13 protein-coding genes are annotated in these 13,473 nt (G+C 63.9%); 8 read left to right on the forward strand and 5 right to left on the reverse strand.

Annotated features, from left to right (window positions below):
* Window positions 1-79: 79 nt before the first annotated feature.
* Window positions 80-1,345 carry an LppU/SCO3897 family protein gene (locus ON31_RS14600; protein ID WP_115061621.1) on the forward strand — a complete coding sequence of 422 codons (1,266 nt, stop codon included), beginning with the start codon at window positions 80-82 and terminating at the stop codon, window positions 1,343-1,345.
* Between the two features lie 16 nt (window positions 1,346-1,361).
* Here ON31_RS14600 and ON31_RS14605 read toward each other — a convergent pair whose 3' ends face one another.
* Entirely contained in the window at window positions 1,362-1,736 is a 375-nt protein-coding gene (locus tag ON31_RS14605) for a winged helix-turn-helix transcriptional regulator (protein ID WP_255222107.1), read from the reverse strand.
* Window positions 1,737-1,897: 161 nt separating this feature from the next.
* On the reverse strand, window positions 1,898-3,091 hold the full coding sequence (locus ON31_RS14610; protein WP_039814137.1) for a Fic family protein: 1,194 nt from the start codon (window positions 3,089-3,091) through the stop codon (window positions 1,898-1,900).
* Window positions 3,092-3,318: 227 nt separating this feature from the next.
* On the opposite strand from ON31_RS14610, the gene ON31_RS34670 reads away from it, so the two are divergent.
* The 5 genes from ON31_RS34670 (at window position 3,319) to ON31_RS34675 (ending at window position 9,215) form a co-directional block, all read left to right on the forward strand.
* On the forward strand, window positions 3,319-3,855 hold the full coding sequence (locus ON31_RS34670) for an Rv2240c family protein (protein WP_051037252.1): 537 nt from the start codon (window positions 3,319-3,321) through the stop codon (window positions 3,853-3,855).
* Window positions 3,856-4,088: 233 nt separating this feature from the next.
* Entirely contained in the window at window positions 4,089-4,451 is a 363-nt protein-coding gene (locus ON31_RS14620; protein WP_063821497.1) for a WXG100 family type VII secretion target, read from the forward strand.
* Entirely contained in the window at window positions 4,448-5,893 is a 1,446-nt protein-coding gene (locus ON31_RS14625; RefSeq protein ID WP_039814139.1) for a hypothetical protein, read from the forward strand. Before ON31_RS14620 ends, ON31_RS14625 begins: the two co-directional genes overlap by 4 nt.
* A 188-nt stretch (window positions 5,894-6,081) precedes the next feature.
* The gene (locus ON31_RS36670; protein ID WP_147287172.1) at window positions 6,082-6,723 is read left to right on the forward strand and encodes a hypothetical protein; all 642 of its coding nucleotides are present in this window, start codon (window positions 6,082-6,084) and stop codon (window positions 6,721-6,723) included.
* Window positions 6,724-7,394: 671 nt separating this feature from the next.
* On the forward strand, window positions 7,395-9,215 hold the full coding sequence (locus tag ON31_RS34675; protein ID WP_157533673.1) for a serine/threonine-protein kinase: 1,821 nt from the start codon (window positions 7,395-7,397) through the stop codon (window positions 9,213-9,215).
* A gap of 10 nt (window positions 9,216-9,225) precedes the next feature.
* Here the strand turns inward: ON31_RS34675 and ON31_RS14635 are convergent, their stop codons facing one another.
* From ON31_RS14635 to ON31_RS36675, 3 genes are all read right to left on the reverse strand, one after another.
* On the reverse strand, window positions 9,226-11,079 hold the full coding sequence (locus ON31_RS14635) for a hypothetical protein (protein WP_147287171.1): 1,854 nt from the start codon (window positions 11,077-11,079) through the stop codon (window positions 9,226-9,228).
* A gap of 133 nt (window positions 11,080-11,212) precedes the next feature.
* Window positions 11,213-11,452, reverse strand: coding sequence for a hypothetical protein (locus tag ON31_RS14640; RefSeq protein WP_039814141.1), 240 nt, complete (start codon window positions 11,450-11,452; stop codon window positions 11,213-11,215).
* A gap of 271 nt (window positions 11,453-11,723) precedes the next feature.
* Window positions 11,724-11,990 carry a hypothetical protein gene (locus ON31_RS36675; protein WP_147287170.1) on the reverse strand — a complete coding sequence of 89 codons (267 nt, stop codon included), beginning with the start codon at window positions 11,988-11,990 and terminating at the stop codon, window positions 11,724-11,726.
* 244 nt (window positions 11,991-12,234) lie between these two features.
* On the opposite strand from ON31_RS36675, the gene ON31_RS14650 reads away from it, so the two are divergent.
* Complete coding sequence (locus tag ON31_RS14650) at window positions 12,235-13,125, forward strand: helix-turn-helix domain-containing protein (RefSeq protein ID WP_081592457.1); 891 nt, start codon at window positions 12,235-12,237, stop codon at window positions 13,123-13,125.
* A 17-nt stretch (window positions 13,126-13,142) separates the two neighbouring features.
* Window positions 13,143-13,331 carry a DUF397 domain-containing protein gene (locus ON31_RS14655; RefSeq protein WP_306306420.1) on the forward strand — a complete coding sequence of 63 codons (189 nt, stop codon included), beginning with the start codon at window positions 13,143-13,145 and terminating at the stop codon, window positions 13,329-13,331.
* Window positions 13,332-13,473 lie beyond the last annotated feature (142 nt).

Raw genomic sequence — 13,473 nt, forward strand, 5'->3', positions numbered from 1 at the left:
CGCCTCGTCCGCACGCGCCAGCTGCATCTCGATCCATGACGCACCGCGTTCATTCATTTCCGGGGAGGGCCATCCGACCATGAACAACGACGACCGACCATCCGGTACCGGCATTCCGCCCGCCGTATCGCCATTCGACGAGAATCCCACCGAGGTCCAGAACGTCTGGCCTCGCCCGGAGACATCGCCCGGTGCCCGGTCGCCTGATATTCCGCAGCCCCCTGCTCCGCCCCCGATCGCCCCGCCACCCGCCGGGCCGGTCGGTTATCCGCCACCGTACGTACATCCGGCCTTCCCGCCGCAGTACCCGGCCGCACCGCCCCCACGGTCGCGCCGGTGGATCTGGGTGACCCTCGCCGTCACCATCGTTCTCGTCGCGGCAGCCATCTCGGCCACGTACGTCCTCACCCGCCCGGAGCCCATCGCCCTCGCCGTCGACGACTGCGTCTCGATACTCGACAAAGACAACCCGGTCGAGTACACCTGCGGACAAATCAATGCCGCCTATCGCATCGTCGCACGCGAAAATGTGGTCTATCCAGTGGAATCCGCGTGCATGAAGTATGACGACGCGACCCGCGCCGTACTCGACGACGCCGACCAGGGCTCCGATCCGGATACCGTCCTGTGTCTGGCCCCCACCCGCGTGAACTCGGCCGATCCGGGCGCCATCGAGACCGGCGATTGCGTGAAGGTGACCGACGGCGGCGCGACGGTCACCCGCGTCGCCTGCGCGCCCGAGTCCGGCGTAGCCGAAGTGCTGGCCATCCGACTGCACACCAAGGTCCCCGTCACCGACCGGGCCTGCCACGATGTCCCCCGGGTCCGCCAGGCGTTCGCCTACTCCTCCCTGGGCGGCCGAGCCCTCGTCCTCTGCGTCCGTGCTGCCAACCTCAGCTCGACCGGCAACGCCGAACCCGGCGACTGCGTCAACGAGAACATGACCAGCATTGTCGCGTGCACCCTGCCCGAGGCCGCGGAGCGAGTGCTGACCGTCCGCGTGCAGCACACCGAACCCGTTGCCCCCGAATGCCTCGGCGTCACGGGAGCAACCGGCTTCACCATGAACTCCCACGGCACCACGGATCTGGTGGTGGCCCTGTGCGTCGGCCCCGTCGACGACGCCGATGTCGGCTACGCCATGGCCGGGGACTGTGTCATCCCGCCGGACGAGGGCAACGACTTCCGAGCGACGAAGGCCGATTGCTCCGACCCGGCCGCCAGCGTCCGTGTGACCTCCCGCCACGACACCGACACCGCCGAATGCCCCGGCGACTACGTGGCCCGCATGACCCGCAAACCAGGCGTCACCAACGGCATGACCCTCTGCTTCACCAGCAACTGATCCGCCACGGAGTCGGCTACCCCGCCGACTCCGCCTGCTCCACCGCCCACGCGCAAATAGCCGCCAACGGCGTCTCCAACGACTTCCCCAGCTCACTCAACGCATACTCCACATGCTGCGGCGCCCGCTCCCGATACACCCGCCGCACCACCAGCCCATCCGCCTCCATCCCCCGCAACGTCTCCGTCAACACCTTCTGCGTCACCCCCGGCAACCGCCGCCGCAACTCCGCATGCCGCCGCGGCCCATCCAACAGGGCGTAGATCACCAGAATCCGCCACTTGGACGCGAGTCGCTCCAACGCCTGCCGCGTGGCACAGGACTCCTCGAGTACATCCGGAATCTCCAGCGCCATATCGTTCTCCCACGCCACGGGCACGCTCTCGCCCACCGCTACGGTCTGGGTTCACGGTAGTCGACGAGCTTCGGTGCACCACAGCCCTTCTCACCGATGCTGCTTCAGCGTGGTGGAGTTGTCGGTGTCATCGCAACGTTCCAACTGGTCCCGCAGGGTGGCGGCCGGACTGTGCCGTGTCGTCGCCTGGATCAGGCTTACCGCAGGTGCTCACTTGTACGTTTGCCGATGGCCGCGCTGAGCGCATCCAACTCGGCCAGCACGTCGGTCGCCGCCCAGACACGATTGCGCTTGCTTTCCGAGAGAACTACCAGAATGCCCGCGTCCGTCAGCCTGCCCAGCGCGCGGTAGGTGCTGGCGTCGGTGGTACCCGCGATGCGCTGGGCGGTCTCCGCATTGAGAATCGGCGTGTCCAACAGCGCTTCGATCAGCGCCTCATCGGCTGAGTTCGCCCGCGGTCGTGCCGCCGCCCGCCACCGTGCGGGCAGACTGGCCAGGGCGCACGCCGATTCCTGCGCCGCTTCACTGGCATGGATCGCGGCGAGCGACAGGTACTCGACGAACGGGTCGATCTGCCCCCGTCGGTAGGTGTTGAGGTGTCCGAAGTACCTGCCGGTATCCGCGAGCATCACCGACGCCAGCGGAACAGTCACGCGCTCGGTCAACCCGCGACGGCGCAGGACCGCACTGATGAGAGCCCTGCCGATGCGGCCGTTGCCGTCGGTGAACGGATGAATCGATTCGAACTGGGCATGCGCGAGCGCGGCCTGCGCGAGTATCGGCAGGTCGGCCCGATTGACGAAGGTGATCAGGTCTGCCATCAACTCGGGCACGAGTTCCGGCGGCGGTGGGACGTGTACCGCGTCGATCGGCGTGTAATCGCTGCCGCCGATCCAATTCTGGACATCGCGCAACCGACCGGAATCCCGGGCCGTGTAGTACTCCGGTGCCATCAGCAGCCGGTGTGCGGTCAGCAGATCCTCGATTCCGACGGTCCTCGCGCTGGCGGCATCCACCATGGCGACGAGCGTCTTGACCGCCGCCAACTGGGCCTTCGCCTCATCGCTCGCCTTGCCGCCGCCGACCGCTTTGCCGAAAGCCCGCCACCCCGCATCGATGTGCTCGATCTTCGACGACGCCACCGATTCGCTGCGCAGTAGGAAATCCGCCAGCGGTGCCAGGTGCCGACCGAAGCCGGCTTCGAGCCGCGCGATCGCGATCACAGCCGCCTCATGAGCGCGGGCGACCGCTCCCACGGGGTCATAGTCCAGGTTGGCGATAGGAGGTGGGATCGACGCCTCGATACGCTCCAGGGTGCGGTCGGCCCTGGAGCCCTGCCGCTGACGCGGGTGCCAGGGGCGCTCCTCAACCCGATGCGATGGCCAGTCCATGTGGTCGCACTTTCGGTTGGATTCTCCAGCAAGTATGTTTTAACTATACCTTCCCCATATGAAACGTAGTTAACAACCCCGTTGTTGTATGTTTGAGGTCGATTCCGCCTGTAATCTCAGATCTCGGTCAACCCCTCGCATGACGCGAGACTGCTCACAGGTTCGTTCGGCGCGCCTTCTGCTGTCATAAGTTTGATCGGCTTGTCGACTACGAGGGGGAGTGTTTGATGAACGTGCGTGCTCTCGGGCAGAGCTTTGCCCTGACGGCAGTAGCAGTCGGCCTGATCGCGGCCGGTTGCGCCCGCACCATCGACGGCGAGGCGGTGGCCAATGAGACCGACCGCGCCGCCTACGTCTCCTCGGTATCAAGCTCCGCCGCCGCGGCGACGTCCGCCCGAGCGCACTCCGCCAAGGTCACCGTCTGCGGGGCCTTCTTCAGATCCGCGGTCGACGTCAAATTCAAGCTCAGTGCCTTCAGTCGCGAGCTGGAGGCCCAGCAGGACCGCGAGGCCGCCCGAACCAAGGCTCGCGACGCCGCAACCGCACTGTCCTCCGCCGCCACCACGGTCACCGACGCACTGCGCGACAACCCCTCGATTGCCGCCGTTCTCAACTCGGCCCTGTCCGAATATGCCAGTGCCGCAAAAGACTTCGCATCCGAACTGAACAAGCTGGCCGTCGGCTCGACCTCGCCCGAGGTATTCATCGCCGCCGACGACCGCTACCGCGCGGCCCGCGACGCGGCACTCGACAGTTGCTCGTAGGGGAGCGGAATAACTACCCGATCAAGTAGTCGCCGCATGGCATGCGTGGGTGGCCGGCATATCGGTCGCGGTTCCCGGTCAACCGCCCTGGGATTGTCCAGCAGAAGGATGCCGCTGGCGACGTCTTGCGCTCGTCTTGGCGACGTCAGCTCGGTTGCCATGGACGCGCTCGATAGCTGCGGATCTGGTAGCGTGCCTGGTCAATTGAGTTGGCTTGACAGGGGGTAGGTATCGTGCTGGTCGATCCAGCGATCTTGCGGACGTTCGCGGGGCAGGTCGAGGGCGCGTCGCAAACGATCACAGGGGCGGATTTGGCGGGCAAAGTGAAGACCGCTTTCGACGGGCTGCCTGGTTCGGAGGCGCAGTGGGCTGCGAGTCTGGCTGGCGATTGGTTGCGGCAGCCGCTCGACCAGTTTGCAGGTCAGGTGTCGGCCATGGGCGACGCGGTGCGGGGTGCTGCCGGTACCTACGAAGTGATGGACGAAGACCTCGCCGCCACGTTCGAGGGTCTGATGGTCGATGACCCGAGTTCGGGCGGGTCGCTCTATGGGCCCCTGGGCGACAATATCGAGATCATTGGGGAGCCCGAGCGGTGATTCCGACTCGCACGACCTTCGCTACCTGGGATATCGCTGGCCTCCAGGCTGCCGCCACGACCACCAACAGCAGCGGCAACACCCTGGAAGTGGCGACCCACGAGTTGCAGCGCAATTGTGAGAACCTGCCCGAGATGCGTGGGTGGGAGGGCAAAGCACACGATGCTGCGACAACTATGTTCACCCGGACGTCCCGGCAGGGCCGCTTCTTCAATGACGTCGCGTTGGCGATGGCTGCCGTGCAAGCCAACGCTGGCCAGACCTTTTCCTCATTGAAGACTCGGCTCGACAACGCTGTCACGATGATTGAGTCAGGACCGCTGTTTGTCAACGACTTGTGGGTCGTCCTGCTCAAGCCGGAGCCGATGGACGACGAGCGCTACAAGGCGTTGCAGAATGCCCAGAAGGCGATGCAAACTAACGTGATCAATCCTCTGCTCGTCGAATTCGATGCCGCCGACAAGGATCTGGTACACCGCGTCTTCACGGTCGCCTCCAAGTACACCAGCATTCCTCTATCAATCGCCCAGCTCGTGCCCAAGCCCGACAGCGGTGTGCCTGTCCCCAACACCGAAGACGGACTCGCCCGTCAGGAGCAGATCCAGAAGCAGGACGCCGCGACCACAGTCCGGGATACCCAGGAGCAGGAGTGGTACGGGAACACCAAGACGACGATCACCATGCAGGACGGCAGCAAACATGTAGTCGTCTCGATCGGCAGCATCGAGGACACCAGCGGCTATTCACCTGAGCGATACTCCTACAACGAACTCGGCTTGCCGATGGGCTCGGACGGTCTGCCGCTCGGCTCTCCGCCGACCGGCTGGTCGTATCAGGTGGAGACCGTGTACGACCCCTCCGGGAAAGTCGTCGCGACGACCAGCACCAAAACCGATCCGACATCCGGCTACAAGACAACGGAATCGGTAATCACCGACCAGTCGCGCACCGTGCTGTGGCAGGACGCCGACGGTCGGCGAGGCGGAACGGTCACCGACCTCACGACCGGAACGACCACGCCGATACCCGAGCCGATCATCGACAGATCGCTCAACATGCCCACTACCGCGGACCTCACCCACCCCGTCCTGACCTCGGTTGGCGGGGCGATCTCGGGACTGGAGAACTACGCCGGCAAGACTGGTGCGAGCATCCCGGGCATCAGCGACGCCCAGATCAAATCCGTCGGCATCGGAGCGAAATACGGCGGCCCGGGCCTGAGCCTCGCCGTCACCGCATGGGACGTATGGAACGCAGAGACCGCGACCCAGAAATGCATCGCTGGCATTTCCGGAACGGCCGGCACGGCAGGTGGCGTAGTTGCCGGTGGATTGGCTACAAGCACAGGAATCGGCGCGGTCGCCACGGTTCCCATAGCTATGGGCGGTACTTGGCTGGCTGGATGGCTTGGGAAAGAAATCGGAGAGATGGTATGTCAGTGACGCGATCGGGATTCTCTCGCTATCCCCTCCCTCCTCGATGGCATCGATCACGCTGGATGCGTTGGGCGGGTGTAATCCTCGTTTCAGGATTCGCTCTTTTCCTCATTGGGAACTTGCCTGTTGCAATCGCTCGAGCCGACGTACTTAAGGTTGCGTTCCTGGTAACGGCAGGGGCTGCTTTCAGCTGCATGGCGGTGTTTGGCCTGGCCATGGTTCGCAACACCGGTCGGGCGCGCGTTGATGAAGCATCTATTCGACTTTGTGACGAAGCTACCGTCGTAGATCCTGCGCCGTACATCAAGAGCTCGCGGATCGGGATGATTCTGTGCTTGATACCCGCAGGCGTGATATTCACCTATGGGGCATGGTCCGGCGATCTCAACATACCGCTCACCGGTGGGCAGCGCATATTCTTCCCGTTCGGGGCGATTTTTACCGTATTGTGGGCATTGTACGAAGGCTCGCAGCTTCGAAAAAAGAAGGCGATGGACCTGACATTGAGCCCTTCCAGCCTCTCCTACCCGAGGCCATCGTCTGGAATGGGCTCCGTCGACTGGGGATCGATAGAAGAAGTTAGTTCTGGCATCGAAAAAGGGCGAAGGAACAAGCCCTATGAAGTCATATTGAAAATGGCGGGTAGCTCGAAATCGGAATACCGCGTGATAAATGCTCATATTCCATCGATCGGTGCCGCTGCGACCTACTGGCTGATTCGCTTCTACCACAAACACCCGGAACTTCGTGAAGAACTTGCCGACCACCGAGCCGGTGACCGTATTCGGGCTTATCGGTTGATCGATCAAGACGACTGGATCGTCCGAGGCTCGTAAGAAACCGGACAACGAGACAAGGAGTCGAGTTGCGATCAACTAACAGCCCAGACGGCGATGCGGGTAAATCGGTAGCGAGAAGCCCTTCCGCTGCGAATTCGCCTAAACCAAGTCCGGACCCTTATGCCGACTTTCCGCCCGAGTATCTCGCCATCATGGCCGATGCTGCACGCAGTTCCAGTGAAGCAGCATTAGTGCCAGAGTCTGCCGAACATAGAGTTGACGCAGCTGAAAAAGAGAAGACGCAGCGTCAACAGGAGTGGCTGATTGAGGACGACTATCGGCCGATAATAAGCTATTCCCTGTACAAGCCTGACTGCTGAACTGGGGCTACTGCAGTAATTGCTTTCGTAGCGGGCATCATTACTGACTCTCCATCCTTGAGTGGGGTTGACGACTTCGTTCGGCAGCGCGACTACACCTGTGACCCAGGCCTACCAGAAGATGACCGAGGCAAGAGAGAACAAGCAGTCCGTCTCGATGTTGAGCATCACCAACTCGGCGGGGGCCTAGTCCGATGAGTTATGCGGCGAGATCAGCAGCGTCAGTCTTGGCGCTCGTTGAGGCCGTCCGTGAACCCTTGACGAAGCGTAGCTTCCACATCGTAGAAGATGGCTGCACATCGTCTATGCTGTTCCGGCACTATCGATATCGACCAGCATGGGGGGACAGTGGTTAAGGTCAGCGTGGGCCAAGCATTCGCCGAATTCACTCTCGACGGTCTTCTCGGCAAGGGCGGAATGGGCAGCGTTTATCTTGCCCGGCATCCCCGTTTGCCCCGTCGGGTAGCACTGAAGCTTCTTGCCGCCGAAGTATCCACGGATTCGGAGTTGCGACAGCGATTCGACCGTGAGGCCACAGCCATCGCGCGTCTGGACCATCCCTGCATCGTCGGCATTCACGACCGCGGAATGCACGCAGGTCACCTGTGGATCGCCATGCAGTACATCGAGGGCGTCGACGCCTCCCGCGTCGATCCGCGCGAGATGGCCGTTGAGCGGGCCCTGCGCATCATCACCGACACGGCCTCCGCCTTGGACTACGCACACAGTCAGGGCGTCCTGCATCGTGACGTGAAGCCGGCCAATATCCTGCTTTCCGCCGCTCACACCGGCCGGGAGGAACGTGCGATCCTCACCGATTTCGGCATTGCCCGCCTGGCCGACGCGAACACACAACTCACCTCCACAGGACTGGTCACCGCCACCCTGGCCTTCGCGTCTCCCGAGCAGCTGTCCGCGGAACGCGTCGATTCGAGATCGGACCAGTACTCGCTGGCCTGCACGTTTTTCACGCTGCTGGCCGGGCAGCCGCCCTTCGCATCGACACATGCCGGACAGGTTGTCGCCGCGCATCTCAGCAAGCCATTCCCTCGGCTCAGCGGTATCCGAGCCGATGTGCCCCCGATGCTCGACAACGTGCTGGCTCGCGCCGCCGCCAAACACCCGGGCGGACGATTCGCCAACTGCTCGGAGTTCGCCGCTGCCGCGGCCGCAGCGCTTGCGGGGCAAGCACCTGTGCTGTCTGCACCCTCCTTCCCGCAGGCGGCATCGGGGCCTGTGCCGACCCAGCAGGCTGTGCCGAGATTTCCCGCGCCTCCGCGATACCCACATTCCGGCCCGCGCCCGGCCGCAGTGGCTGCCGCCACTTTCGCGGCGGTCGCGGCGACCGTTGCCGCCGCGGGTGCGCTGCGACTGTGGGTCATCTACTCCGGCATGAAATCCGAGATCAGCCAACTCTCGGGCTACGACAGCGACAAGTACCCACTGGCCTATTTCGGGGTGGGAACCCTTGCCGCGACGTTCATCGCGTTGCTCCTGTTCGGAGGTGCGGGCCTGCTGCTCGCGAAAAAGCCCGTCGGACGTCACCTCGTGCTGTCCGGGACCGCGAGCTATGCGATCGGCGTGCTGCTGGCGCTGACGGCCGACGACCGAGCCTTCACGATATTCGACCTGACAATCGAGAGGGCGGTGTGCGTCGTCGGACTGATCTTTTCGATCGTCGCGGCGATATGCGCGCTACTGCCCTCGGCGGTCCCACGGGATTCACACCGAACCCACGCCCGCCCCGCGTTCGGGCCGGGCGTCATCACCGCGGCGATATCGTCGCTGCTGTGTGCGGTTATTGCCGCAGCGGCCACGTGGCGGATCTCGGACACCTTGGAGTGGTACAGGCAGACCTCCGCCTTCAATCACCGGGTGTGGTTGTTTCTGGCCGCGGGTACCGCGCTACTACTGCTCGTTGGTGTCATCCTGCTGTTCGCCCGAGTTGCCGCCGGACGATTCCTCGTCACCGCGGGCGGTGTCTGCATGATGCTCATCGCTGCGGTTCAGGTGTTCCTCCCCGAACCTGAGATGGATCTGGTCAGCAAGCCGTTGCCGTACCACGGCATGCCCCTGATCACCGCGATCGGTGCTGTCGCGCTGGTGCTCTCGATGATCGCGGTACTGAGTTGCCACGTCCGGTCGACGGTTCGCGTGATGACCGGTTGACCGGGATCGCTCAGCGCGGAATCACCGTGAGCTCCCCCCAGCCCTTGGCGTACAGTGTTCGGGTCTTCGGATCGAAGGCCAGCCCGTCCGGTGTCTTACCTACTCGCTCGATCCTGGTGGTCACGGCGCGCGCCTGGGTGTCGATGACGAGTATCGAATCCAGTACCGGCCCGTCCTCGCTGACCGCATAGGCGGTATGGGATGCCGAATCGACGACGATTCCCCCATGTCCGGAGTTGTCCAGAACCGTGGCCATCGTGTTGTTCGCCAAGTCGAATACCGCGATCTTGTCCCGGCCGGTCGCATAGGCGGTGCGGGTCTGTGGGTCGACGGCGATATGGACCAGGTGGGTGCCATCGGGTCCGGCGATGGCACCGCGCACTCGGTTCGTCTCGAGGTCGACCGCTACGAGCCCCTTCGTCACTGTCCCCGGATGCGATTCGTAGTAGCTGCCAACGACGTAGGCGCTCCGGGTCTCGGGGTCGATACTGACGTCCATCGCGTTGCGCCCCACCGGGATTGTCGCCTTCACCTCGGCCGAGACCGGATCGATCACCGACAGTGTGCTGCGCGCATTGGGCGCACTCTGGTCATCGAATCCGTTCACACTGGTGACATAGACGTTGTGCGTTACCGGGTCCACGGCAACGCCCCAAGATTCCTTTCCCGTGGGAATCGTCGCGGTGACCTGGTTGGTCGTGGTGTCGATGATGGACAGGGTGCCGACCTCGGTGCTGTCGGTCGTGGTGCCCCCGCGCCCAACGACGTAGACCTGGTTCAGTTCGGGATCGATCGCGAGGCCTTCCAGATTGTCGGAGAGCCGGATCGTCGCGGTGACACTGCCGCTTACGGGATCGACGACCGATACGGTCTGGTCACTCTCGTTGGTGGCATAGACCAGGCCGGTCTCCGGATGGACCGCGACGTAGGTGCGGTCCATGGATTGCCCGAGCGCGATAGTCTCGAACGCTGTATCGGTGTCGCCTGTCCAGTAAGTGAAGCCCCCGGCGAACACGAGAATCGCTACGGCCACCGCTGCCGCCGCCGATCCGGCGAAAAGCAGCCCGCGGCCACGAGAACCGAGACGCCACCGCGTCTGCGGGGACTGCGTTCGAACCGCACCGGGATCCGCGGCAGGACCGCGCTGGAACGGTGCGTCCGAGAGATCGGTCCGCACGTCGAGCGAGCCACTCGCCAGACTTCGCATCACCGCTAGGACGACCGGTTGGCGCTCCTGGTCGCCGGTTCGCGGTTCGGGCGCGACACGGATGCGTTCCTGCGGAAAACCGACCCTGACCGCAGCCTCGATCAGTATTCCGACGTGGTGGGCGGACCAGGACTGCGGGTGAATCAGAACGACCCCGGCCGGCCATCGGCCCGCGCGTACAGATTGCGCCCGCTCGACCACCACAGCGAGGATGGCGGCGAAGACCGCAGGAGCCGGTATCACGCCCGCACCGATCTGAAAGGTAGTGTGGCCCGCGTCGATCCAGCTTCTGGGTTCGGCGATGAATCCGACCGCATCGTTAGTGCCGTGCTGCACCGCCATGTCACCGACTTCGATTCGGGCCGGCGATTTGACGAAAACCGCTGCGGGCATTGAATGCCCGGCATCCGACAAGGGCAGCACATGGGGCTGTCCGTAGTCGTCGGCCAATGCCGCTGCGATGTAGGATCTGCCGAAATCCACAGCCAGCCAACCGGCCGGATCAACGCCCACCAATGAAGAACCCCCTCTAGGAACCGCATGCGGCACCGATCGTAGCGCCTGGCTCTTGCCCGGGATGGTGTCACCCGTCGAGTTCTGGCAGTGACGGACAACGAATGCACCATAAGGTCGCCTTGTCGAGCGCGGATCGGTCACTGTTCGCTCGTCGCGGTGTTGTCATCTCCCAGAGGTCGGCTGCTTGGGCATGCGTGCGGAAAGAGCGGGACCTGATCCTCGTTAGGAGCCGCATCGCGGCCTGTGGCTGTGGGTGCGAGCGAACCCGGGCGCGTCAGTGGGCGGTGGCCAGGCGGGCGTGTCTCGGGTGCGTTCGCGCGGGTACGGCGGTTGACCGCATCGGGCGGGCCTCACGCCCGGTAAGGCGCTCGCGCTCCAAGCGGGCGGCGATCGCGGCGACGGTCCGCTCCTCGGCCGGATGGGGTGAGAGGCGCGTTGTGAGCGCGGGTACGACCCAGCTCATGATGCTGCCGGTGGTCGCGCCGATCAGAAACGGCAGCCAGTACGCAATCATGGTGTACCTCTTTCGGATTCGGGATCGTGCGTAGTTCCACCGCTCAGGGTCGCCCCCCACCATGGTTGTGAGGGAGCACCGATAATGCCCTGCGCCGCACGCAAGGTGCGGCATTCGTCGGGGTGGCAGGCGCGGTGCAGTGCGCACGCCTCAGCCGCTTCGAGACGGTTCATCGCGCCGTCGTAGTCGCATCCGGCCAAGGCCAGTGCCCTGGGGGAGACGTATTCCATAGGGTCGGCCTTTCGTTGATTCGGGTGGTGAACCGCCACGGTCAGGGTCGCGCCTCGGGGTGGTCGGGGGACGCCAGGCGGGTTCTGATTCCCGGAATGAAGGAGTTGGGGCGGCTGAAGACCACTTCTTCGGGACGGTCGGCGGGTTGCATGGTTCGCAGTAGGTACTTTGTGCCGCAACGGAGTTCGATAGTCGTATCGGTAATGGACTTGATTCTGGTGCGGGACAGGACGATTCCACGGGTCTCGGACAGCTCGACTACGTGCGCGCCGGGTGTCACCCAGGTGGGAAGTAGGTCGGCCGTCATGATCGAGTTCCCGCTTTCGGTGTCGTCGAGGGTGTGGGTCCACCGGCTGAGCAAGTCCGCGGAATCCGCCGCTCGGGCGATCCGGATTTACCTCCGGGCCTGCGGTTTCCGGTTGCTGAACACTCTCAAGTAGACACCCGCCCGGGCTATTCTGGAGGCTCCGCATCGAAGTTGATCCGTATCTCGTTCGGCAGCCAGCACGGTGCCGCCAGAACGGAGTGACCCGGATAGCGAGGCTAACGATATGGCGGGTTCTACCATCCCCCGGAGAGCGTTGGGCCGGATATTGCACCAACTGCGGGTACAAGCCGGGAAGACTCAGCTGGCCGCAGGATTGATCATTGATGTTTCACCACAGGTCATCGGCAGAATGGAGGACGGAATACCGGTCAAGGTCAGCGGCGTGCAGGTGAAGGAGCTGCTGAGATGTTATGGGGCGGAACCGGAAACGGCTGATCAGGCGCTGGCGCTGTTCGAGGAGGTGAAGGCGGCCAAGGGCGACCCACGGGGCGGGTGGTGGCGTGCGTACAAGGATGTGACGAGTAGTCATTTCGACCACTACATGAATCTGGAAGAAGCCTGCACCAGGCTGACCACTTTCCAAATGACGCTACTGCCCGGTCTGCTCCAGACCCCCGCCTACCGCAGGTCGATGATCCTGGTGAAGGAGCCGGGGCGCTCCGCGCTGGATGTCGAGCGGGAGATCGAACTCGGCATTCGCAGGCGCGTGCGCCTCCTGGAAGACCATGAGTTCGAGATGAATGTGTTTCTGTCCGAAGCGGTCCTGCGGCACCGGGTAGGCGGTCCGGCTGTGATGGCAGAGCAGCTCGGGCATCTGGCCGATATCGGGCAGTCGCCGAACGTGTCCATCCGGGTCGTGCCGCGTGAGGCCGACGGTTACATCGGGCTGGTGGTCGGACAGTTCACCCTGTTCGAGTTCCCCGTGCTCCGGCACAGCGGTTTGCAGGAGCCGCCGGTCGTCTTCGTCGAAGTCTTCACCGGTGCGCTGTTCTTCGAGGACTCCGAGATGATCCAGACGTATCGGACGGCGGTGGCGGACATCGCCGAGGTGGCGTTGGATGAGGGAGATACCAGACAAATGGTTCTCGATTTGGCGAAGGAGTACTCGGCGTGAGTGATACCCCATCCGCAGTGCGGTGGTTCAAGAGCAGCCATAGCCAGCCTCAGGGTGACTGTGTCGAGACCGCGCACCTTCCGGGGGGTGAGGTCGGGGTGCGCGACAGTAAGGACACAGCCGGTGCGGTGCTGGTATTCGGCGGTCCCGAGTGGGACGACTTCACCGCGGCCGTCCGGTCGGGTGCGTTCGACCTGCCCGCGTGAGGCTGGAACGCAACATCGGCGCGGGGGCGTCAGCACATGCTGACGCCCCAAGGGAGACGACCACGCAGTAGGTGCTACTTCTTTGCGACGCCAGCCTGTGGGATGGGTGCCGTCGGCGCGGCGGCCGGGTGGACTCGCGCTG

The organism is Nocardia otitidiscaviarum NBRC 14405 (assembly GCF_000308635.1).
Taxonomy (GTDB): domain Bacteria; phylum Actinomycetota; class Actinomycetes; order Mycobacteriales; family Mycobacteriaceae; genus Nocardia; species Nocardia otitidiscaviarum.

Bases quoted from the DNA above. Each gene is read 5' to 3' on its own strand.
- ON31_RS14600 (WP_115061621.1), top strand. From the start codon at position 80: ATGAACAACGACGACCGACCATCCGGTACCGGCATTCCGCCCGCCGTA.
- ON31_RS14610 (WP_039814137.1), bottom strand. From the start codon at position 3,091: ATGGACTGGCCATCGCATCGGGTTGAGGAGCGCCCCTGGCACCCGCGT.
- ON31_RS34670 (WP_051037252.1), top strand. From the start codon at position 3,319: ATGAACGTGCGTGCTCTCGGGCAGAGCTTTGCCCTGACGGCAGTAGCA.
- ON31_RS36670 (WP_147287172.1), top strand. From the start codon at position 6,082: ATGGCGGTGTTTGGCCTGGCCATGGTTCGCAACACCGGTCGGGCGCGC.
- ON31_RS14640 (WP_039814141.1), bottom strand. From the start codon at position 11,452: ATGATTGCGTACTGGCTGCCGTTTCTGATCGGCGCGACCACCGGCAGC.
- ON31_RS36675 (WP_147287170.1), bottom strand. From the start codon at position 11,990: ATGACGGCCGACCTACTTCCCACCTGGGTGACACCCGGCGCGCACGTA.
- ON31_RS14650 (WP_081592457.1), top strand. From the start codon at position 12,235: ATGGCGGGTTCTACCATCCCCCGGAGAGCGTTGGGCCGGATATTGCAC.